General features: G+C 64.8%; 18 protein-coding genes and 2 pseudogenes. 13 read left to right on the forward strand and 7 right to left on the reverse strand.

Going from position 1 to position 20,830, the window contains the following annotated elements:
* A partial coding sequence (locus FBT96_RS15965; RefSeq protein WP_136908356.1) for a MoaD/ThiS family protein occupies nucleotides 1-225 on the forward strand: 225 nt, incomplete at its 5' end.
* Between the two features lie 103 nt (nucleotides 226-328).
* On the opposite strand, the gene hcp is transcribed toward FBT96_RS15965, so the two are convergent.
* Complete coding sequence (hcp, locus tag FBT96_RS15970) at nucleotides 329-1,969, reverse strand: hydroxylamine reductase (protein ID WP_136908358.1); 1,641 nt, start codon at nucleotides 1,967-1,969, stop codon at nucleotides 329-331.
* Nucleotides 1,970-2,100: 131 nt separating this feature from the next.
* On the opposite strand from hcp, the gene FBT96_RS15975 reads away from it, so the two are divergent.
* The 12 genes and pseudogenes from FBT96_RS15975 to FBT96_RS21345 all read left to right on the forward strand — a co-directional run.
* Nucleotides 2,101-2,523 (forward strand): RrF2 family transcriptional regulator, encoded by a 423-nt coding sequence (locus FBT96_RS15975; protein WP_212635398.1) that lies wholly within the window; start codon nucleotides 2,101-2,103, stop codon nucleotides 2,521-2,523.
* 124 nt (nucleotides 2,524-2,647) lie between these two features.
* Complete coding sequence (locus FBT96_RS15980) at nucleotides 2,648-3,229, forward strand: ANTAR domain-containing response regulator (RefSeq protein ID WP_136908360.1); 582 nt, start codon at nucleotides 2,648-2,650, stop codon at nucleotides 3,227-3,229.
* On the forward strand, nucleotides 3,226-4,401 hold the full coding sequence (locus FBT96_RS15985; protein ID WP_136908362.1) for an ABC transporter substrate-binding protein: 1,176 nt from the start codon (nucleotides 3,226-3,228) through the stop codon (nucleotides 4,399-4,401). Before FBT96_RS15980 ends, FBT96_RS15985 begins: the two co-directional genes overlap by 4 nt.
* A 282-nt stretch (nucleotides 4,402-4,683) precedes the next feature.
* Nucleotides 4,684-5,958: a CmpA/NrtA family ABC transporter substrate-binding protein gene (locus FBT96_RS15990; RefSeq protein ID WP_136908363.1), complete on the forward strand. Its 1,275-nt coding sequence runs from the start codon at nucleotides 4,684-4,686 to the stop codon at nucleotides 5,956-5,958.
* Between the two features lie 3 nt (nucleotides 5,959-5,961).
* Nucleotides 5,962-6,834, forward strand: coding sequence for a nitrate ABC transporter permease (gene ntrB, locus FBT96_RS15995; protein WP_136908365.1), 873 nt, complete (start codon nucleotides 5,962-5,964; stop codon nucleotides 6,832-6,834).
* Nucleotides 6,835-6,841: 7 nt separating this feature from the next.
* Nucleotides 6,842-7,639, forward strand: a complete 798-nt coding sequence (locus FBT96_RS16000) for an ABC transporter ATP-binding protein (protein ID WP_136908367.1) — start codon at nucleotides 6,842-6,844, stop codon at nucleotides 7,637-7,639.
* Nucleotides 7,640-7,644: 5 nt separating this feature from the next.
* Nucleotides 7,645-10,089 (forward strand): nitrite reductase large subunit NirB, encoded by a 2,445-nt coding sequence (nirB, locus tag FBT96_RS16005; RefSeq protein WP_136908369.1) that lies wholly within the window; start codon nucleotides 7,645-7,647, stop codon nucleotides 10,087-10,089.
* Nucleotides 10,086-10,418 carry a nitrite reductase small subunit NirD gene (gene nirD, locus FBT96_RS16010; RefSeq protein WP_136908371.1) on the forward strand — a complete coding sequence of 111 codons (333 nt, stop codon included), beginning with the start codon at nucleotides 10,086-10,088 and terminating at the stop codon, nucleotides 10,416-10,418. Before nirB ends, nirD begins: the two co-directional genes overlap by 4 nt.
* Complete coding sequence (locus FBT96_RS16015; protein WP_136908373.1) at nucleotides 10,415-13,003, forward strand: nitrate reductase; 2,589 nt, start codon at nucleotides 10,415-10,417, stop codon at nucleotides 13,001-13,003. Before nirD ends, FBT96_RS16015 begins: the two co-directional genes overlap by 4 nt.
* A complete protein-coding gene (cobA, locus tag FBT96_RS16020) occupies nucleotides 13,000-13,809 on the forward strand; it encodes a uroporphyrinogen-III C-methyltransferase (RefSeq protein WP_136908376.1) in 810 nt (269 codons plus the stop codon). The genes FBT96_RS16015 and cobA overlap by 4 nt, the downstream gene beginning before the upstream one ends.
* A gap of 217 nt (nucleotides 13,810-14,026) precedes the next feature.
* On the forward strand, nucleotides 14,027-14,575 hold the full coding sequence (locus tag FBT96_RS21340; protein WP_249306529.1) for a chromate transporter: 549 nt from the start codon (nucleotides 14,027-14,029) through the stop codon (nucleotides 14,573-14,575).
* A gap of 104 nt (nucleotides 14,576-14,679) precedes the next feature.
* A pseudogene (locus FBT96_RS21345) lies at nucleotides 14,680-15,003 on the forward strand (chromate transporter); the annotation flags it as partial.
* Nucleotides 15,004-15,175: 172 nt separating this feature from the next.
* Here FBT96_RS21345 and FBT96_RS16030 read toward each other — a convergent pair.
* The 6 genes and pseudogenes from FBT96_RS16030 to FBT96_RS16055 all read right to left on the reverse strand — a co-directional run bounded on the left by FBT96_RS16030 (nucleotide 15,176) and on the right by FBT96_RS16055 (nucleotide 20,798).
* Nucleotides 15,176-16,433, reverse strand: a pseudogene (locus tag FBT96_RS16030) (IS256 family transposase).
* 102 nt (nucleotides 16,434-16,535) lie between these two features.
* Nucleotides 16,536-17,789, reverse strand: coding sequence for an NnrS family protein (locus FBT96_RS16035; protein ID WP_169583523.1), 1,254 nt, complete (start codon nucleotides 17,787-17,789; stop codon nucleotides 16,536-16,538).
* Nucleotides 17,786-18,541 carry an ABC transporter ATP-binding protein gene (locus FBT96_RS16040; protein WP_136908378.1) on the reverse strand — a complete coding sequence of 252 codons (756 nt, stop codon included), beginning with the start codon at nucleotides 18,539-18,541 and terminating at the stop codon, nucleotides 17,786-17,788. The genes FBT96_RS16035 and FBT96_RS16040 overlap by 4 nt, the downstream gene beginning before the upstream one ends.
* A complete protein-coding gene (locus tag FBT96_RS16045) occupies nucleotides 18,538-19,347 on the reverse strand; it encodes an ABC transporter permease (RefSeq protein ID WP_136908380.1) in 810 nt (269 codons plus the stop codon). The genes FBT96_RS16040 and FBT96_RS16045 overlap by 4 nt, the downstream gene beginning before the upstream one ends.
* Nucleotides 19,344-20,330, reverse strand: a complete 987-nt coding sequence (locus FBT96_RS16050) for an ABC transporter substrate-binding protein (protein ID WP_136908381.1) — start codon at nucleotides 20,328-20,330, stop codon at nucleotides 19,344-19,346. Before FBT96_RS16050 ends, FBT96_RS16045 begins: the two co-directional genes overlap by 4 nt.
* Before the next feature lie 60 nt (nucleotides 20,331-20,390).
* On the reverse strand, nucleotides 20,391-20,798 hold the full coding sequence (locus FBT96_RS16055) for a hypothetical protein (protein ID WP_136908383.1): 408 nt from the start codon (nucleotides 20,796-20,798) through the stop codon (nucleotides 20,391-20,393).
* Nucleotides 20,799-20,830 lie beyond the last annotated feature (32 nt).

Consider the following 20,830-nt stretch of genomic DNA (forward strand, 5'->3'; position numbering starts at 1 on the left):
GTCTATTTCGCCTGGGTCCGCGAGCGGATCGGGCACCCGCGCGAGCGGCTGGACACCGAGGCCGCGACCGTGGCCGATCTGGTCGCGAAAGATCCGCGCTATGATGCTGCCTGCTCAGATACCTCGGCGCTGTGCGTCGCGATTGATCAGGGCTTGGCAGATTTCGACGCGTCCTTGGCGGGCGGGCGTGAAGTCGCCTTCTTTCCACCAATGACGGGAGGATAAGCGCAAGGCTGCGCTTATCCTGTCGCGCAATCCGCATCGAGCGACCCGACGCACTGGGGCGGCCCAAAGCCACTCCACTGCTTTGCCGGGTCCTCGGCCCGCCTTATGCGCTCAGCGTTTCGACCATCGTTTCCTCGGGCGTCGAGATCAGCCGCAGCCCGAATTGCGCATTCAAGGTCGCGATCAGGTTTGGCGTGAGAAAACCGGGCGCGGTCGGCCCGACGCGGATATCCCTGACCCCAAGTGTCAGCAGCGTCAGCAAGATCACGATCGCCTTTTGCTCGAACCACGACAGCACCAGCGTCAAGGGCAGATCGTTGACGCCGCAATCGAAAGCCTCGGCCAGCGCCAGCGCCAGCCGGATCGCGGCATAGGCATCGTTGCATTGGCCCACATCAAGCAGCCGCGGCAGCCCGTCCACGGTGCCGAAATCGATGCCATCCAGCCGGAACTTGCCGCAGCCCAGCGTCAGCACCACCGTATCTTGCGGCAGCATCCGCGCCAGATCGGCGTAATAGGCCCGCTCGGCCCGGGCGCCGTCACAGCCGCCGATCAGGTAGAAATGCCGGATCTTGCCCGCCTTGACACGCTCGATCACCGCAGGCGCCGCCGTCATCAGCGCATTGCGGCCAAAACCGGTCAGCTGGGTGACCGGCGCCTCGGTCGCAGCGAAACCGGGCAGCGCCTCGGCACAGGCGATGACCTCGGCGAAATCCTCGCCCTCGATATGGCGCACCCCCGGCCAGCCGACGATCGAGCGGGTGAAGATCCGGTCCTGATAGGCGCCGGTGCGCGGATCGATCAGACAGTTCGAAGTCATCACGATGACCCCCGGAAAGGCGGCAAATTCCGCCTGCTGGTTTTGCCAGGCGCTGCCGTAATTGCCGACCAGATGCGGGTGGGCATGGAAGGCCGGATAGCCATGCGCGGGCAGCATCTCGCCATGGGTATAGACATTGATGCCGCGCCCCGCGGTCTGTTCGAGAATGCGCAACAGGTCGTGCAGGTCATGGCCCGAGACCAGAATCGCCTTGCCTGCCACGGGACGGCGGTTCACCGGCGTCGGTCGCGGATCGCCGAAGGTGCCGGTGGCGCCCGCGTCCAGCATCTCCATCACCCGGAAGTTCAGCCTGCCGATCGCCAGCGCCTCGGCAAAAAGCCCCGTGGAATCCGTGGGTTCGGTGGCAAGATACGCCATGTGGGCATGAAAGCCCGCCGCCACCTGCGCATCGGTCTGCCCCAGCACCCGGGCATGTTCCATATAGGCGGCAATCCCCTTGAGCCCGTAAAGACACAAAAGCCGCAGCCCCAGCACATCCTCGCCGATCCGCGCCGCATCGCGGTTGAGCGCGACGATCTTGCCCGCCTCGGCCTGTTGCGCCGCCGCGAAGGGCCAGTCGGCATCGGCCAAAGCGGGCAGCGCCAGCGGCTTGCCCGCCAAGGCCAGCCGCAGCCGATTGCGCAACTCCTGCGCCTTGCGGATATAGCCCGCCAGCCGCTCGGGGTCGAAATTGACATTGGTCAGCGTGGCAAAAAGCGCCTGCGGCACGAAAGCATCGACCTCGGCATCGATCAGCCCGACCTTGCGTGCGGCATCGGCATGGCTCGACACCGCCAGCAGCGCCGCAACCAGCGCATCTTGCTGATCGGAAATGACAGCCGTCTTGCCGCAATCGCCCCGGGCAAAGCGGCAGCCGGTGCCGGTCGCGGTGTGAAGCGTCTGTTCGCATTGGATACAATACATTGGGAGACCTTTCAGGGAAGGATGTCTATCGTGGTATTTGCAATACCAATTTATCCAGCAACGCAATCTGGTATCACAAACTCCACAATAAGTGCGACGCCACACCGCGCTTATTGCCAAGGAGCGCGGCCATGCATCTTCTCGCATCGACTGATTTTGCGCTTCGGGCGCTGCTTTTTCTGGCAACAGATCCCGAGCGTCTGGTGAACACCGAGACAATGTCGCGCGATCTCGAAATTTCACGCAATCATCTGCAAAAAGTTGTGCAAGCTCTGGTGGCAGGAGGGTTCGCGCGCACGCTCAAGGGCCCCCACGGAGGTGTTCGGCTTGCTCGTCCCGCCACAGAGATCCGCATTGGCGCCGTTGTGCGTCACTTTGAGGAGCGCCAACCAATCGTGGCCTGTTTCGCCCCCGAGGGGCAATGCGTGATCGAGCCTATCTGCGGCCTCAAGGGAGTTTTGGCCGGGGCGCAGAACCAGTACTATGACTTTCTGAACGGCTACACGCTTGAAGATTGCCTGCGCAGCCAGCGTTTTCTTTCGCCTGCGCCCTGAATTTGGGCGATGACCTGAACTAGGCCCATTTTTTGGAACATCCGGCACCAGCCGCGCGGCGGAGATCGGCGACGGCTTGCCCGGCGGCGCTGAGGCACCGATAGTTTGCCCGCAAGGAGCCCAGATGACCCGCCTCTCCATCCTGATCGTCGAGAAAGACCACGACCGCGCGCAAAAGATCGTCGAGGGGATCGCCGCGGCGGGGCCGCATGAGGTGACGGTGCTGACCCAGACCGGCGGGCTGGCGCGGCGCATCGCCGAGGTCGCCCCCGACATCGTGCTGATCGAAGTGGCCGACCCCTCGCGCGATGTGCTTGAGGATCTGGCGCTGGCGTCCGGCCCGCTCGACCGTCCGGTGGCGATGTTCGTCGATCAATCCGACGCACATCTGACACGGGCCGCGATCGAGGCCGGGGTCTCGGCCTATGTCGTCGACGGGCTGCAACCCGAGCGGATCAAGCCGATCCTTGATGCCGCGATCGCGCGGTTTCACATGGTCTCGAAAATGCGCGCGGAACTGGCGGCGACCAAGGCGGCGCTTGAAGATCGCAAGATCATCGACCGGGCGAAGGCGATCTTGATGAAATCAAGGGGCATCGACGAGGAGGCCGCCTATGCGCTGCTGCGAAAGACCGCGATGGACCGCAAGACACGCGTGGCCGAGATCGCGGGGCAACTGGTGATGGCGGCGGGACTTTTGTCATGAGCCTTGTCTCTCTGGGTCTGGGCTATCTGCCGCTGATCGATGCGGCGCCGCTGATCATCGCCGAGGAGCTCGGTTTTGCCGCCGAAGAGGGGCTGGCGCTTGATCTGACGCGGATGGCGAACTGGTCACAGGCGCGTGACATGCTTGCGATGGGGGCGATTGCGGCGGCGCAGATGCTGGTGCCGATGCCGGTCGCGCAGCGCATGGGGCTGGGCCCGGCAAGCCCTGATTTCGATCTGCTCATGGTGCTGTCGCAGGGGGGGCAGGCGATTGCGGTCAGTGCCGCGCTTGCGGCGCGGCTGCGCGACGTCGGCCATGGCTTCGGGTTCGACGATCCGGCCGCGGCCCGCGATGCGCTGGCTGGTGTGACCGAAGGGCCGCTGGTGATCGGCGTGCCATTCCCGTTTTCCACCCAGGCAGAACTGGTGCGCCGCTTCGTGGCGGGCACCGATCTGGTCGCACGGCTCACCATCCGCACCGTGCCGCCTCCGCAGATGGCCGCCGCGCTGGCCTCGGGCGAGGTCGATGCATTTTGCGTCGGCGAACCCTGGGCCTCGCATGCGGTCGAGACGGCGGCGGGCGCTTTGCTGGTTGCGGGTCGGGCGATCTGGCAGGCGGCGCCGGAAAAGGGCCTTGTCGTCACGCATCGCTTCGCCGAGACCCGGCCAGAGGAAACCGCGCGGCTGATCCGGGCAGTCTGGCGGGCCTGCCGCTGGCTCGACGTGCCGGAAAACCGCGCCACCGCGGCCGAGATCCTGGCCCGGCCCGCCTATCTGAACCTGACGCCGGAACTGTGCGAACGCGGCCTTCTGGGGCGGCTGCACATTTCGGCCGCGGGGGACATCCGCCCCTGCCCGGGCTTCATCCGCTTTCACGAGGGGGCAGCGAATTTCCCCTGGCGTTCGCTTGCTGCGCTGCTGGCGCAGGGCATCGCCGCGGCGCAGGGGCTCGATCCGGTTGCCGCGATGGCGGCGGCAAAGGCTGCATTCCGCACTGATCTGTACCGCGCCGCCCTGCGCCCGGTCGGTGCCGATCTGCCTGCGGCTTCGGCGCGCATCGAAGGTGCACTCGCCGCCCCGACCCCCGCCCGGGCCGAGGATGGCACGATGATTCTGGGCCCCGACGCCTTCTTTGACGGCGCGACTTTCGACCCGGATTTTCAACTTCGCTGAAAATTGCACCAAACGGACCCCGGAAAGGTCCGTTTGCACTGCATCTGCACGATGCGAATGCTGCGGGCGCAAAATCTCCCTGCAGCGCTTGACCGGACACCTGCCCGAGGGCAAGCTGGCTATATGATCGAAGCAACGGCGCTTCGGATCGATCCTGCCGCAAGGACGCGGCCTCCCAGAAATCGGCAACGACGCCACCCTTCGTGCTTTCCGAAAGGATCGTTCGTTGCTGGTGCTCATTTGCGTTGCCCTCATGCCCTCCGGGCACTGACAGGACCGACCATGACCCATTTCCTTACCCGCCGCCGCTTCCTTGCCACTTCGGCTACGGCCGCCGCCGCCTCGCTGATCCCGGGCGGGGCCTTCGCCACGACCACCCTCCCCGAAGTGACCGGGGCGACGCTGGGCTATATCGCGCTCACCGATGCGGCGCCCTTGATCATCGCGCTCGAAAAGGGCCTTTTTGCGAAACATGGGCTGCCCGAGATGAAGATCGTCAAACAGGCAAGTTGGGGCGCGACGCGCGACAACATGGCGCTGGGTTCGGCCAATGGCGGCATCGACGGCGGCCATATCCTGCGCCCCAAGGTGCATCTTTATGCGACCGGCAAGGTGATGCAGGGCGGCGTGCCGCTGCCGATGTACAACCTGATGGGGCTCAATGAGCAGTGCCAGGGCATCTCGGTCACCCAGGCCTATGCCGACAAGGGCGTAGGGCTGAACTCCGCGCCGCTGAAAGAGATTTTCGCTGCCAAGAAAGCGGTGGGGGCCGAGGTTCCGGTGGCGATGACCTTCCCCGGCGGCACCCATGATCTGTGGATGCGCTACTGGCTGGCCGCGGGCGGGATCGATCCGACCAGGGACGTCGATCTGATCGTCGTGCCGCCGCCGCAGATGGTGGCGAACATGAAGGTCGGTAACATGGAGGCCTTCTGCGTCGGCGAACCGTGGAACGCGCAACTGGTCAATCAGGGCATCGGCTTCACCGCCTGCACGACAGGCGAGATCTGGGCGAAACACCCCGAAAAGGTGCTCGGCATGCGCGCTGACTGGGTCGATGCGAATCCGAACGCCACGAAAGCGATCCTGATGGCGGTGATGGAGGCGCAGATCTGGTGCGAGGCCGCCGAGAACAAGGAGGAGATGGCGCAGATCATCTCGGAGCGGCAGTGGATGAAGGTGCCGGTGCCCGACATCCTGGGCCGTCTGAAGGGCGAGATCGACTATGGCAACGGAAGGGTGGAGAGCCGCCCCGATCTGGCGATGCGGTTCTGGGGCGAGAATGGCTCGACTTCGTTCCCGTGGAAATCGCTCGATACGTGGTTCATCACCGAGAACAAGCGCTGGGGCTATCTGCCGGGCGATCTGGATGCCGCCGCGCTGGTGGCGAAAACCAACCGTTCGGATCTGTGGCTGGCGGCGGCGACCGAGCTTGGCCTGCCCACGACTGGTCTGGGCGACAGTCGCGGCATCGAGACCTTCTTTGATGGCAAGAACTTCGATCCGGCTAATCCTGCGGCCTATCTCGACAGCCTCTCGATCAAGGCGATGGTGTAAGCGATGGGGGTGAGCGTTCTGAAACCCAAGGGGACGGCCAAGGCCCCCGCCGCAAAGGTCGTGGCCTTGCCTGCGCCCGCGCGCAAACCGATCCTCAAGCGGCTGCAACAGCCGCTCGTGGAAACCGTGATCCCGCCGGTTCTGGTGGTGCTGGCGGTGCTGGGGATCTGGCAGGCACTGTCTGCCCCCGGGGCGCCGCTGCCCTCGCCGATGGACATCTGGCAGACCTCGGGCGATCTGATCGTGCATCCGTTCTACGTCGCGGGCTCGCAGGACATTGGGCTGGGCTGGCGGGTGCTGACCTCGCTCGAACGGGTGGGCGTCGGCTTCGGCCTTTCCGCCCTGGTGGGGGTGATCGTCGGCGCGGTGCTGGGCCAATCGGCCTGGCTGATGCGCGGCGTCGATCCGCTGTTTCAGGTGTTGCGCACCGTGCCGCCGCTCGCTTGGCTGCCGATCAGCCTGGCGGCGTTCATGGACTCCCGCCCCTCGGCGATCTTCGTGATCTTCATCACCGCGATCTGGCCCATCCTGATCAACACCGCCGCAGGCGTCCGGGCGATCCCGCAGGACTATCGCAACGTTGCCGCCGTGTTGCGGCTCAACCCGCTGGAGTTCTTCACGAAAATCATGGTTCACGCGGCCGCGCCCTATATCTTTTCGGGCCTGCGCATCGGGGTGGGCCTTGCCTGGCTTGCCATCGTCGCGGCCGAGATGCTCACCGGCGGGGTCGGGATCGGCTTCTTCATCTGGGACGCGTGGAATTCGTCGATGCTGACCGACATCTTCGTTGCGCTGCTTTACATCGGCGCCACCGGATTTGCGTTGGACCGGCTTGTGGCTTTCATCGGCCGGGTCGTCAGCCGCGGGACAATGTGAGGGCACCATGAGCTATCTGAAAATCGACCGCGTGGTGAAAAGCTTCCCGGCTGCCGGGGGCCGCGAGAATGTGGTGCTGCAAGATGTGCGGCTGGATATCGAAAAGGGCGAATTCGTCTCGATCATCGGCCATTCCGGCTGCGGGAAATCGACGTTGCTCAATCTGGTGGGCGGGCTGACGCAGGTCACGACCGGGGCGATCAAGCTCGAAGGCGCCGAGGTGAACGCACCCGGCCCCGACCGCGCCATCGTGTTCCAGAACCACTCGCTGCTGCCCTGGCTCACCGTTTATGACAATGTGAAGCTGGCGGTGGACAAGGTGTTCGGGCGCAGGAAGTCGAAGGCGGAAAAGCACGACTGGATCGTCGAGAACCTTGATCTCGTCCACATGACTCATGCGATGGACAAGCGCCCCGGCGAGATTTCGGGCGGCATGAAACAGCGCGTCGGCATTGCGCGCGCGCTGGCGATAGAGCCGAAGATCCTGCTCCTCGACGAGCCATTCGGCGCGTTGGACGCGCTCACCCGCGCCCATCTGCAAGACGCGGTGATGGATATCCATGCCCGGTTGCAAAACACCATGCTGATGATCACCCATGACGTGGACGAGGCGGTGCTGCTGGCCGACCGGATCGTGATGATGACGAACGGCCCCGCCGCGACGATCGGTGAGGTGCTTTCGATCGCGATCCCCCGACCGCGCAACCGCATCACGCTTGCCTCGGATCCGACCTATCTGCGCGCCCGCGAAAGCGTGCTGCGCTTCCTTTATGAACGCCATCGGCTGGTGGAAGCCGCGGAGTAAGCCCCATGAAACAAAGACTTGTGGTGATCGGCGCGGGCATGGCCTCGGGCCGGATGCTGGAACACATCTTCGAGGAGGCTCCGGACGCCTTTGACGTGACGCTGTTCAACGCCGAGCCGCGCGGGAACTATAACCGGCTGATGCTGTCCCCCGTGCTTTCGGGCGAAAAGACTTATGCCGAGATCGTCACCCATGATGCCGATTGGTATGCGGCGCGCGCGGTCGATTGTCGTTTTGGCGAGCCGGTGGTGAAAATCGACCGGGTGAACCGCATCGTTTATTCCAACGCGGGCGGCGTGCCCTATGACAAGCTGGTGATCTCGACCGGATCAGCGCCGTTCCTGCTGCCGGTTCCGGGCAAGGACTTGCCCGGCGTCGTCGCCTATCGCGACCTTGAAGATACGAACGCGATGATCGCCGCTTCGGCCCCCGGGGCCAAGGCCGTGGTGATCGGCGGCGGTCTTTTGGGCCTTGAAGCCGCCGCCGGCATGGCTGCACGCGGCGCCGAGGTGATGGTGATCCACCTGATGGGCCATCTGATGGAGCGTCAGCTTGACCCCGCAGCGGGCTATCTTCTGCAACGCGATCTGGAGCGCCGGGGCATCAAGGTGCATTGCAAAGGCGCGACCAGGGCGATTTTGGGCAATGACCGGGTCGAGGCGGTTTTGCTCGATGATGGCACCACCTACCCGGCCGATCTGGTCTGCATGGCGATCGGCATCCGCCCCGAGACGCGGCTTGCCAATGATGCGGGGCTGGAGGTGAACCGGGGGTTGGTCGTCAGCGACCAGATGCAGACCAATGACACCGCGATCTTCGCGCTTGGCGAATGTGTCGAACATCGGGGCCAGCTGTTCGGTCTTGTCGCGCCGCTTTACGATCAGGCGAAGGTGCTGGCGGCGACGCTTCTGGGCACCGAGGCCGCCTTCCGTCCGGTGCAGACCGCGACGAAGCTCAAGGTCACCGGCGTCGATCTGTTCAGCGCGGGCGATTTTGCCGACGCCCCGGGGCGCGAGGATATCGTCTTCCGCGATCCCGGCCGGGGGGTCTACAAGCGGTTGATCCTCGAGGGTGAAAAGCTCATCGGCGCGGTGATGTATGGTGACACCGCCGATGGCGCCTGGTTCTTCGACAAGATCAAGACGGGCGAGGATGTCACGGCGGCCCGTGACACGTTGATCTTTGGCCCGGCCTTCAGCGGGGGGGCCGCCGCGGACCCTCTCGCAGCCGTTGCAGCCTTGCCGCCTGAGGCGGAGATTTGCGGCTGCAACGGCGTGTGCAAGGGCAAGATCGTGCAGGCCGTCGAAGGCGGGGCAAAGACGCTTGACGCGGTGCGGGCGGTGACCAAGGCCTCGGCGTCTTGTGGCACCTGCACCGGGCTCGTCGAAAAGGTGATGGCGCTGACGCTGGGGGCCGCGTTCAAGCCGGTCGAAAATCCGCCGATGTGCAAATGCACCGATCACACGCATGAAGACGTACGGCGGCTGATCAAGGCGCAGGGGCTGAAATCGATCCCGGCGGTGATGCAGGAACTGGGCTGGAAGACCTCGGGCGGCTGTGCGTCGTGCCGTCCGGCGCTGAACTATTACCTGCTTTGCGACTGGCCCTTCGACTATACTGATGACCGGCAAAGCCGCTTCGTGAACGAACGCAACCATGCCAATATCCAGAAAGACGGCACTTATTCCGTGGTGCCGCGGATGTGGGGGGGCGTCACCACGCCCACTGAGTTGCGCGCGATTGCCGACGCGGCGGAAAAATACGCCGTGCCGATGGTCAAGGTCACGGGCGGGCAGCGCATCGACCTTTTGGGGGTGAAGAAAGAGGATCTGCCCGCGATCTGGTCGGATCTGAACGCCGCCGGCATGGTCTCGGGGCACGCCTATTCCAAGGGGCTGCGGACGGTGAAAACCTGCGTCGGCGAGCAGTATTGCCGCTTCGGCACGCAGGATTCGACCGGGCTTGGCATCAAGTTGGAACAGCTTTTGTGGGGGTCCTGGACGCCTGCGAAACTGAAACTCGGGGTTTCGGGCTGCCCGCGGAACTGCGCCGAGGCCACCTGCAAGGACATCGGCGTGATCTGCGTCGAGAGCGGCTATCAGATTTCCGTCGCGGGCGCGGCGGGGCTGGAAGTGAAGGAAACCGAACTGCTGCTGACCGTGGCCACCGAGGCCGAGGCGATGCAGGCCATTGCCGCCTTCACCCAGCTTTACCGCGAAAACGCCCGTTACTTGCACCGGGTCCACAAATGGGTCGCTAAGGTGGGGCTGGAGTGGTGTCGCGCGCAGGTCAAGGACCCGGACACCCGCAAGGCGCTGGCGGATCGCTTCGAGGAAAGCCAGTCGATCTACCGTGTCGACCCTTGGGCGGAACTGGCCGCGAAACCCGCCGATTGGGCGCCCGTCGCCGATCTGTCTCAACCCGCCGCAGTATTGGGGGCCGCCGAATGACCGCGTTCATCGACATCGCCGCACTCGACGACATCCCCCGGCAAGGGGCGCGGGTGGTAAAAACCCCCTCGGGCTGCGTTGCGGTCTTTCGCACGCTTGACGATCAGGTCTTTGCGATGGACGACCGCTGCCCGCACAGGGGCGGCCCCTTGTCAGAGGGCATCGTGCATGGCACCGAGGTCACCTGCCCGCTGCACGGCTGGGTCTTCGATCTGGCCACGGGACTGGCGCAGGGCGCCGACAGCGGATCGGTCGCCACCCATGCCGCGCGGATCGAGGGGGGGCGAGTGCTGCTCTCCGAAACCTGTTTGCGGGGACGGGTGGCATGACCCGGACCACCTGCCCCTATTGCGGTGTCGGTTGCGGCGTGATCGCGACGCCCACGGCCAGGGGCGTGAGGATCAAGGGCGACCCCGACCACCCCGCCAACCGCGGGCGGCTTTGCGTCAAGGGCACGGCTTTGGGCGAGACGCTGGCGACCGGGGGGCGGCTTCTGGCGCCGCGCGCCTTCGGGCAGGACATGGGCTGGGACGAGACGCTTGACCTGATCGCGGCGCGGTTTTCCGCTGTCATCGCAGATCATGGCCCCGATGCCGTGGCCTTCTACGTCTCGGGGCAATTGCTGACCGAGGATTACTATGTCGCCAACAAGCTGATGAAGGGCTTCATCGGTTCCGGTAATATCGACACGAATTCAAGGCTTTGCATGGCATCGAGCGTGGCGGGGCACCGCCGCGCCTTTGGCAGCGACACCGTGCCCGGGCAATATGAAGATCTGGAACTGGCCGATCTGGTGGTGCTGGTCGGCTCGAACCTGGCCTGGTGCCACCCGGTTTTGCACCAGCGCTTGATGGCGGCGAAATCCGCCCGGCCCGGGCTGAAGATCGTGGTGATCGATCCGCGCCGCACCGCAACTTGCGAGGGGGCGGACCTGCATCTGGCGCTCGCCCCCGGCGCGGATGCGCATCTGTTCAACCTGCTTTTGGCGCATCTGGCCGAGACCGGGCGGATTGACCGGGCGTTCTTGCACCATGTGAGCGGTCTGGACACCGCCGTTGCCGCCGCGCGGACCTCGACCCTCGCAGCGACCGGCCTTGAGCCCGCCCATCTCGACGCCTTCCTGCGGCTTTGGGCCGAGACCGAAAAGGTCGTCACCGTCTATTCGCAGGGCATCAACCAGTCAGACACCGGCACCGACAAGGTCAATGCGATCCTGAACTGTCACCTCGCCACCGGCCGCATCGGCCGCCCCGGAATGGGGCCGTTTTCGGTGACGGGCCAGCCCAATGCCATGGGCGGGCGCGAAGTGGGCGGGCTGTCCAACATGCTCGCCTGTCATCTGGAGATCGAAAATCCCGCCCATCGCGACGCTGTCGCCACGTTCTGGAACGCGCCGCGGATGGCGGAAAAACCGGGCCTGAAAGCGGTCGAGATGTTCCGCGCCGTGGAAGAGGGCCGGATCAAGGCTCTTTGGGTGATGCATTCGAACCCCGCCGTGACGATGCCCGAGGCCGACCGGGTGGCTCGAGCGATTGCGGGCTGCGACTTCACCGTCGTCTCGGATCTTTGGGCCGAAACCGACACCGCGCGGTTGGCCCATGTGCTGCTGCCCGCGACAGGCTGGGGCGAGAAATCGGGAACGGTGACGAATTCCGAACGCTGCATCTCGCGCCAGCGTGCCTTTCTGCCGCCGCCCGGGCAAGCCCGGCCCGACTGGTGGGCGCTGGCGCAAATGGCGCAACGGATGGGGTTTTCCGGCTTCGACTGGCAAGATCCCGCAGATATTTTCGCGGAATATTGCGCGCTGTCCGGAGTGGCGGGGGCGCTTGGGTCCGATTTCGACATCTCGGGGCTTGGGGGCGCCAATTACGACACCCTTCCCCCCACTCATTGGCCGCAGGCCGCACAAAAGGGCGGGCGCTTCTTCGGCACCGGGCAGTTTCACACCCCGGACCAGCGCGCCCGGATGATCGCCGTCACGGCCCGCCTGCCTGAACCGCTCAGCCCCGCGCAACCGTTCCGGCTCAACACCGGGCGCATACGCGATCAGTGGCACACGATGACCCGTACCGGGCAAAGCCCACGTCTGGCCACGCATCTGGGCGAGCCGTTCCTGGAACTCCACCCCAAGGATGCCGCGCGCCTGAACTTGGCCGCCGCCGATCTGGTCGAGGTCACGAATGACTACGGCCGCGCGATCCTGCGGGTGATGATTTCGGACCGCGTCACCCCCGGCCATCCTTTCGCGCCGATGCACTGGACGGGCGAGACCGCGCCCTCGGGGCGGATCGATGCGCTGGTGCCCGCGCGGACCGATCCCGTCTCGGGCCAGCCTGCGTCGAAATCCGCCGCCGTCGCGATCCGCCGGTTCAAGGCGCGCTGGTACGGCTTTGCAATCTCGGGCGCCGATCTGCAACCGCGCTGCGACTATTGGGCAAAGGCACCAATCCCCGGCGGGTGGCGGGCGGAACTGGCGGGCAGCCAGGCCCCCGCAGATTGGGCAGGGTGGACCGCGGATCTGATGCAACTCGGCCCCCCCACGCTGGCCGTCACCGACCCGGCCAAAGGCCTCTATCGCTTTGCCTTTTTCGACGGCGAGCAACTTGCAGGCGCGCTTTTCATCGGCCCCGGTCCGGTGGCACTGGCCCGCAGCCATCTGGCCGCCAACCTTGGCACCGCGAACCGCGCCATCCTGGCGGGCCTGCCCGAGGCCACCCGCCCCGATCCCGGCCCGACCGTCTGCGCCTGCCTCAATGTCGGGCTGAACACGATCCTGCGCGCCATCGCCGATCAGGGCCTCGCCTCGGTCGAGGCGATAGGTCACGCGCTTGGCGCTGGCACCAACTGCGGCTCCTGCCGCCCCGAACTCGCCACCCTGCTGTCCCGCTCCCAAAGCCAAGAGGCCGCGCAATGAGCTTTCTCACCCGTCCCGAAGACCTGACGCCCGCCACCTCGGCCCCGCGCAAGGGCAAGATCAGCCTTGTGGGCGCTGGCCCCGGCGCCGCCGATCTGATGACATTGCGGGCGATCCGCTGCCTCGGCGCGGCCGATGTGGTCTGCTACGACCGGCTCGTCGATCTCGAGGTGCTGGCCTTTGCCCGCCCCGGTGCCCGGCTGATCGCGACTGGAAAGGAGGTCGGCGCGCATTCCTGGCCGCAAGAGCGGATCGATGCCTTCATCACCGCCGAGGCACTGGCGGGCCACCATGTGGTGCGGCTGAAGTCGGGCGATCCGTCTGTCTTTGGCCGCGCGGGCGAGGAGATTGAGGCCGCCCGCGCACAGGGGATTGCGCTCGAGATCATCCCCGGCATCACTGCCGCCTCGGCGGCGGCGGCGGCGCTTTGCGAGCCGTTGACCGAACGCGGGGTAACGGATCGGCTCGTGCTTGCGACCGCCACCTGCCGTCCCGGAGAGCTGCCCACTGACATCGCCGAGATCGCCCGCCCGGGCACGGCGCTAGTCTTCTATATGGCGATGGCGCAGCTTGAGCGGCTCTCGGCCGAATTGATCCGGTGTGGCACCGCACCCGACCAGCCGGTGACGATTGCCCGCAATGTGGAAAAGGCCGGGCCCGAGACGCTGCGCACGACGGTGGCGACGATGGCCAGAGATGCGGTGGCGGCGGCGGTGACGAACCCGGCGCTTCTGATGATCCGTCTGGCCAAAGACAAGGCGCCCCAAGCCCGGGCAAAATGCGCCACCGTGCGAGCGTCGATCTGAGGAGAGTCTAGAATCGCCCGCTCGTAAGGAAGCGACACGGCGGACTTAACAACCCGCCTGGGACAGAGACATCGTGGCAAACCGCAGTTCCCTCGGCCTGACACAGGAGCCCAAGGTGCGCTATGATCCCGAGCGGCCCGGGCTTTTCTCCGCCGCCCTTGTCTGAGCACGGATCGCGGCGCTTTCTTTTGGCGGACCGGCGGGGCAGATCGCGCTGATGCATCGCATTCTTGCCCAGGAAAAACGCTGGCTGGGCGATGCGCGGTTCCTGCATACGCTGAATTTCTGCATACTGCTGCCCGGCCCCGAGGCGCAGCAATTGGCCACTTATATCGGCTTGCTGATGCAGGGAGTGAAAGGGGCGCTTCTGGGGCGGCTGTTGTTCATCACTCCCGGCATTACAGCGCTCAGTTGCGTCCATGCGCTTTGGGGCAAGGTGGGGCTGGTGTCGACGGCGTTCTTTGGACTCAAGGCCGGGGCGATCGCGGCGCAGGCGGTCACGCGGGTGGCAAAACGTGCGCTGAAAAACCGGGCGCAACGGGCAGTAGCAGTGGCAACTTTTGTCGGGATCTTTCTGTTTGCGCTGCCCTTTCCGCTGATCGTGGCAGAGGCGGCACCGCTTGGTGCCTTGGGCGGAGTGCTGTCGCCCGGGGCTTTCGGCGCGGCGGGCATGGCGCGACGGGCGGTCCGGTCATTGCCGATGCCGAAGCAGTTTTGGGCGAAGAACATGGCGATCCGACCAGCTCCGAACGCCGTGCCGCGATGAAAGCCGTGGCGCTTGGCTTGTGGCTGGTGCCGGTGGCGGCACTGTGGCTGATCGCACCCGAGAGCGTTTTCACCGCGATTGCGCTCTTCTTTTCGAAACTCGCCATGCTGACCTTTGGCGGTGCCTATCCGGTGCTGGCGCAGGCGGCGGTCACCGATTGCGGCTGGCTGCGGGCGACCGAAATGCTGGACGGGCTGAGCATGGCGGAAACGGCGCCCGGGCTCTTGATCATGGCGCTGCAATTCGTGGGCTTCATGGCGGCCTTTCGAAGCGCGGGTTGGGAGGCGCCGCTCATCGCGGGCACTCTGGGCGGGCTTTTGGCGACTTGGGTGACATTATCGCCCTGTTTTACGTGGATTTTCCTTGGCGCCCCCTTCCTCGAGCGGCTGCGCGCCAATCGCTTGCTGAGCGCAGCGCTTGCGGCGGCGGTGGGGGTGATCGCCAATCTTGCGCTCTGGTTTGCACTGAATCTGCTCTGGCGTGGGGTCGAGCGGATCAATCTCGCGTCGGTGTCACTGGATCTGCCGCAGATCAGGTTGTGTCTCGAAGGTGGTGGAACTTGCCTGCGCGCGGCCTCCGAGCCTTTCAAGGCTCGCTTTCTCAAGCAGCGAGGTCAAGGGGCATCGGCTCGAGGGGCTGTGACAGGGTTTCCCACCCGTCGACCTTGCGCATCTGGATCTGTCCCGCCGCGAGCATGGCCCAAAGCAGCATCGGCACGGTTTGCGCGCAGGGCAGCACGGTCTGGGTCTTGATGCGGCGGCGGAATTCCTCGTTTAGCCGTTCGATCGCGTTGGTGGTGCGTGCCGATTTCCATTGCGACGGGTCGAGCCGGGTGAAGGTGAACAGGCGTTCGCCCGCTTCTTCGAGGCTCTCGGCCACCGCCCGGCATTTGAGCCGCCATTTCCGCACGAACGACTTGCGGCGCGCTTCGATCTCGGCGGCGCTGTCGGCGTAGACCATGTCACGATAATCCTCGGTCAACTCGTCGTGGAGGTGCTTGGGGGCATGAGCCAACAGGTTGCGATGTTTGTGGACCGTGCAACGCTGGATGGCGAGCTCCTCGCCCCACAGCTTCAAGCCCCGGAGCGCCATCGACGATGACGAATTCGGGCCACTTCAGGCCCCTTGCATCGAGATCGGCAAGGAATTGACCCCAAGCTGCGGTGCTTTCGCCGCCCGTTCAGCGGGAAAACGCCCCACTGGGGCGTTTTCTGAACCGCTTCACTCTGGATGGCGAGCAGCACTTTTTGTCCGTCGCGGCGCACCCCGAGGGCCGCCAGCACCGAGATATTCGTCGCCTTCTTGTCCAGGCGCGTCCGAACCACGGTGCCATCAAGGATCAACCGCACGATGTCCTCATCGGCCAGGCTGCGCGCCGACCAAGCCTCCCAATCCACCTTCAACTTTCGGCCCGGGTGCGGCTGACCACGTCCTTGCTCACGGCGCCCTCAAACAGGCTGACCAGCGCCCGCTTCACCCGACGGGTGTTGGTGCCCGCAAGGTAGACCGCCGCGATCAGAGCCTCTGCCTTCTTCGTCAGTCGGCGGTAGCGCGGCAACGCCTTCGACCGCCATTCCGTGACCTTGCCGTCTTCGGCCTCGATCCGCGCGCGCGGCACCCGCAGGGTTTCGGTGCCGAAAGTGCCGGTCAACTGGCGGTCGCGGTGCCCGTGACGATAGCCTTTCGCGGCGCCTTCGGATCGGCCATAGCGCATGCGGCCGAGAAAATCGGCCAACTCTTCTTCGAACATCGTCTCGATCGTGGCCCGGACGCTCGCACGAAGGCGATCTTCGATCGGGTCGTAGCCCGCAGCGTCAGACAGTAGCGAAAGCGAGGCGTTCTGGGTAATCTCGATCATGGCGTGATCTCCCTGGCGGTTGGCGCCGCCGGCTGGGTGGTTGCAACTCACCCGGAGATTACGCCGCCTGCAAATTTCCACCACTTCCGAGACACAACCCAATCAACAGCCGTCATGGTCTCCTAGAGTGTCCGCATCGGCAAAAATGGGTAAGTAGTGCCAAAGCCACAGCGCAAATCCGGCCGCCCAGAAGACTGAGGCGGCGGCGTGGGCAATAAACATCTCCATCAGGTCAACTTCGGGAGAAATACGAAGCAAAAGGCTGGACAACAAAAGCACCGTGGCTCCGGAGACAGCACGAGGCAATGGAAGCTTGTGGCCGGTGTGAAACAACCCCGATATCGACATCACCGCCAAGACAGCAAAACCAAGGCCGCCCATCAGCGCCAGGTGCCAGCCCCCCGCCGTGGTCAGCGGAGCGCCGAGCCCTGTGGCGCCCAACCAGATCAACCCAGCCCCCGCAAGGGCCGAGGGTGCCATAAGAACGAGGATTTCCGTGCGCAGCATTTCGCGGCCCACGAAACCCTCCGCCACCCGGTCCAGAAACGCCGCCCCGGCAGCAATGAAAAGCCAGCCCGCCACAGCGTCGCTTGCGCCGCAAAGGCGTGCCCCAATGACCAGAGCCACCAACCCGGTGGCCAGGTTCAACCGCCCCGGATGCGGCCGAAAGGGCGAAGTGTCGCCGCTGGGATCGAGGACCAGATTGCTCACCGGCACTGTGATACGCGAGAGCGCCAAGCCCAGCACCCCGAGAAACACAAGCCCCGCCGTCTTCGCCGCCTCGCCCGCCGCAAAACTGTCGCCCCGGATCATCTGCACACGGATCATCGCCCCGACCGCGCCAAAGGCGGCGAGCCAGATCAGGAAGACCCAAAGCGTATCCGATCGCGTCTGAAGGCTGAGCCGCAGCCCATACATCCAAAGCGCCGCGATCCAACCGAGATCACAAATCATGGCCAGCGGCGTCAGCGGATCGAGCCCCAACAGGCCAACGATCCGCGCAAGCCCCCAAACACCCGCCAGGCCCCAAAGCCAGCGACCACGCAGAGGCGGCGTATCGGTCCATTCCGGCCAGGCGGTCGTTAGAAATCCCATCAGCGCCGCGCCAAACGCGCCAAAAATCATCTCGTGCATGTGCCAGACCGAGGGGGCAATCTCGTTGGACCCGATCAGTGCACGATCCTGTACCGCAACCCACAAAAACGGCCAGAGCGCCGCATGCAGCGCAGCCAGCGGAAAAAACAGCCGGAAGCCTTCGTCCGAAAGCACTCGATGGCGGGGCGGACGCAGTTGCGCCTTGATCACTTCAGGGGACACGAAGCCAGAGCCCGACAGGTTCGGAACGGGTGCGCTCATGCGATGCGCCTTTCATCGACGTCGTGAATGTGGCGGAAAAGCGGATCACTCGTTTGCCAGTGCCGGGTCAGATCGAATATCTCTGCATCCGTCCGGCTTCCGGGTTGCCCCGGCACCGCGCGCAGCCCCGCAATACCCTGCCCGGTCGGATGCATCACTGCAATGCGATGCGCAATACGGGCCGCCTCGGACAGATCATGGGTGACAAACAAAGCCGCCAGCCCTGCCGAGGCGCCGGCTGCGATCACCAGATCCTGCATGCGTCGTTTCAACGCCACATCAAGCGCGGTAAAGGGCTCATCAAAATAAAGAAAATCTGGTTCGGCAACCAGCGCGCGAGCAATGGCGATACGCTGACGCATCCCGCCAGAAAGTTCCAAGGGGTATTTGCCAAGGTCTTCCGCGGCAAAATGCACCCGCGCGGCGGCAGCACGGGCAGCCTCGCGCGCGGGTTTGCGCCCGCCCCCCGCCAGCCGCGCCGCAAAGGCTATATTTTCCAGCGCATCCGCCCAAGGCAACAGGCGTGGCTCCTGAAACACCATGCCATGGCGCGCATAGCCCCGCGCAACCCGCCCCGAGCGCGGGACCAAAAGTCCCGCCGCCAGATGCACGAGCGTGGACTTGCCGCAACCCGAAGGGCCGACCAGCGCCACGACCTCGGAACGCCCGACCAAAAGGTCGACTTTGGACACCACCTCGCGGCCAAGGAACACATGCGAAACGGCCGAAAGCCGCAATGCCGGATCGCTCATCGTTTCACTCCCCAAGGCCGGGCAGCCTCGCGCCAGCGTTCCAGTTCGGCGCGGACTGGATGCACCAGCCCATATTCGACGACGATCAACCCCGCCACCGAAAGCCCGATCCAGGCGAGCGCTTGTGTCACATCCAGATATTGCCGCGCCTTGGCCAGCTCGTTGCCGATGCCGCCCACCGAGGACAGCACCTCGATCATCACAGCCACCTTGATCGCAGAGGCCAACCCCAGCATCAGAGCGGGAAACAGATGCGCCAGCATCTGTCGCAGCCCGACCGATAGGAACCGCCGCACCGGCCCCGCGCCAAAAGCCTGCGCCATTGCATCAAGACCGCGGTCGCGGTTGGCCACCCCCTCGGCGGTCCCCGCAAAGACCAAAGGCACTACACCGACCAGAATGGTAAAGATCACCATTCCGTCCGAAGCGCCAAACCAAATCAACGCCAATACCAGCCAGGCAATCGGCGGCACACCGAGGATCACCGTCAACATCGGCCGCGCCAGTCTCAACACCGCAGGCGAATACCCCGCTATCAACCCCGCAGCGCCGCCAATAGCGGCAGAAAGCGCAAAACCGGTCAACGCTCGGCCCATGGTCTGACCAAAAACCACCCAGTTCTCTTCACTTTTCAGGATCGTGCCGGCGGCGAGCAGCGTGGTTAACGGTGCGGGCAGGACGATCTCGCCATAGGCTTCATGCCCGGCCTGCCACAGCGCCGCCAAAAGCGCGAGGGCCGCCAGACCAGCCCAACCACCCCACAGAAACCGCAATATGCGGCCCAACCGGCCTGCAATCCCGGTCATAGCCGGTAAAACCCGTCATCGGGGAGCTTACCGCCGATGGCTTTCGGCTCAACTTCGGCGACGGCCTTGAACATCGCTTCGAATGCTGGACGGATATGGCTGGCGGCAGTCACGGTGAGGCTTGAACGTGGTATCGACTTTGCAAGGATAGGGGCGGGCAGGCCAAGGGCGGGGCTGGCCGAAACGGCGGCGGCGGCGGGTGCGGACAAGACTTCGGGCAAGGTCGCGGCCAGTGCGGCCTGCACCGCCTCGACTACACCCGGATTGGCGACATCGAACTCCGCCATCACTGCCAGCCCCGCCTGCGGCAATTGCGGCCCAAGTCCAGTGATCTTGCCCCATTCAGCTTGCAGATCGACGGCGCGAAACATTTGTTGTCCAGCCTGCAGCGCCCGCATTTCGGCCATCGTCGTGGCGGGTTCGGGCAGCATTGCTGCCTCGGCTCGACCCGTCAACAGCAGTTGCACCGCCTCGATCGGCGTTGCGGCGTGTACGATGGACAAGCTATCTTCTGGCACTCCTGCCGCCGACAGCACCCGACGCAGCAAAATATCGGGCGTGTCGTTGCGAAATGGCAGCGCAATGGAGCGCCCAGCGAGTTTCTCGACGGAATCAAGCGTCGGATCGCGGGTCACCAGATAGTTCAGCCCCATCGTCATCGCATTGACCATGCGCAGGCCAAGACCGCGGTTGTAGAGGTTCGCCGCAGCATTTGCAGGAACAATCACCAGCTGCATCCGCCCGGAAGTCAAGCCTGCACGCAGTTCATCGGGGTCACGCCACGCGATGAATTGCGCCTTGGATGCAAGGGCGGCGAAGGCCCCCTTGGCCACGGCGTGGGCTGCAATGATCGAGGGACCGGCGGGCGGCCCCCAGATCGTCAGATCAGTTCCCATCGGCGCGGCGCGCAGGATGGCGGGACAGGCAATTGCCATCAGGCTACCCGCCATCACAGCGCGGCGGGTGGGAGAAAAGCGGGACATCGGGGCCTCCTTTAGATAGCATCGCTATAGTATAGCAGAACTGTCGGGAATTGACTTCCGTCAAGTGCTTCGACGCAACCCGACACGCAGGGCCGAACCCAGCATCAGCACCAACCCCACCGGCACGAGGTAAAGCGCCAGAGCAGTTGGCACTCCCAGGATGGCAAGAGGCGCAAAGCCGCGCTCTGGCCCTATCGTCAGATGCAGCAGCAGACACGCCGCCAGTCCTACAGGCCAAAGCGCCAACCGCTGCCAAAACCGGGGCAGCGCCAACGCCATGACCAGCATCACCGGCCAGACAGACATCCAGGCCACGATCACCCTGGCCAACCCCGAAGCTGTCATCAGCAGTGTCGCACGCAGGTCAAAGGGAAACAGTGCCCCGCGAAAGGTGGCCAAGACCGCAGCAAGAATCAAAAGCAGCAAAAGGAGAAGCCCGTGCAGGGCAAGCAGAGTCGGTTTACGCATTGGTCAACTCCGAGAACCCCGGCCTCGCCACC

Source organism: Rhodobacter capsulatus (genome assembly GCF_005144475.1).
GTDB lineage: Bacteria > Pseudomonadota > Alphaproteobacteria > Rhodobacterales > Rhodobacteraceae > Rhodobacter > Rhodobacter capsulatus_C.

Bases quoted from the DNA above. Each gene is read 5' to 3' on its own strand.
- hcp (WP_136908358.1), bottom strand. From the start codon at position 1,969: ATGTATTGTATCCAATGCGAACAGACGCTTCACACCGCGACCGGCACC.
- FBT96_RS15975 (WP_212635398.1), top strand. From the start codon at position 2,101: ATGCATCTTCTCGCATCGACTGATTTTGCGCTTCGGGCGCTGCTTTTT.
- FBT96_RS15980 (WP_136908360.1), top strand. From the start codon at position 2,648: ATGACCCGCCTCTCCATCCTGATCGTCGAGAAAGACCACGACCGCGCG.
- FBT96_RS15985 (WP_136908362.1), top strand. From the start codon at position 3,226: ATGAGCCTTGTCTCTCTGGGTCTGGGCTATCTGCCGCTGATCGATGCG.
- FBT96_RS15990 (WP_136908363.1), top strand. From the start codon at position 4,684: ATGACCCATTTCCTTACCCGCCGCCGCTTCCTTGCCACTTCGGCTACG.
- ntrB (WP_136908365.1), top strand. From the start codon at position 5,962: ATGGGGGTGAGCGTTCTGAAACCCAAGGGGACGGCCAAGGCCCCCGCC.
- FBT96_RS16000 (WP_136908367.1), top strand. From the start codon at position 6,842: ATGAGCTATCTGAAAATCGACCGCGTGGTGAAAAGCTTCCCGGCTGCC.
- nirB (WP_136908369.1), top strand. From the start codon at position 7,645: ATGAAACAAAGACTTGTGGTGATCGGCGCGGGCATGGCCTCGGGCCGG.
- nirD (WP_136908371.1), top strand. From the start codon at position 10,086: ATGACCGCGTTCATCGACATCGCCGCACTCGACGACATCCCCCGGCAA.
- FBT96_RS16015 (WP_136908373.1), top strand. From the start codon at position 10,415: ATGACCCGGACCACCTGCCCCTATTGCGGTGTCGGTTGCGGCGTGATC.
- cobA (WP_136908376.1), top strand. From the start codon at position 13,000: ATGAGCTTTCTCACCCGTCCCGAAGACCTGACGCCCGCCACCTCGGCC.
- FBT96_RS21340 (WP_249306529.1), top strand. From the start codon at position 14,027: ATGCATCGCATTCTTGCCCAGGAAAAACGCTGGCTGGGCGATGCGCGG.
- FBT96_RS16035 (WP_169583523.1), bottom strand. From the start codon at position 17,789: ATGAGCGCACCCGTTCCGAACCTGTCGGGCTCTGGCTTCGTGTCCCCT.
- FBT96_RS16040 (WP_136908378.1), bottom strand. From the start codon at position 18,541: ATGAGCGATCCGGCATTGCGGCTTTCGGCCGTTTCGCATGTGTTCCTT.
- FBT96_RS16045 (WP_136908380.1), bottom strand. From the start codon at position 19,347: ATGACCGGGATTGCAGGCCGGTTGGGCCGCATATTGCGGTTTCTGTGG.
- FBT96_RS16050 (WP_136908381.1), bottom strand. From the start codon at position 20,330: ATGTCCCGCTTTTCTCCCACCCGCCGCGCTGTGATGGCGGGTAGCCTG.
- FBT96_RS16055 (WP_136908383.1), bottom strand. From the start codon at position 20,798: ATGCGTAAACCGACTCTGCTTGCCCTGCACGGGCTTCTCCTTTTGCTG.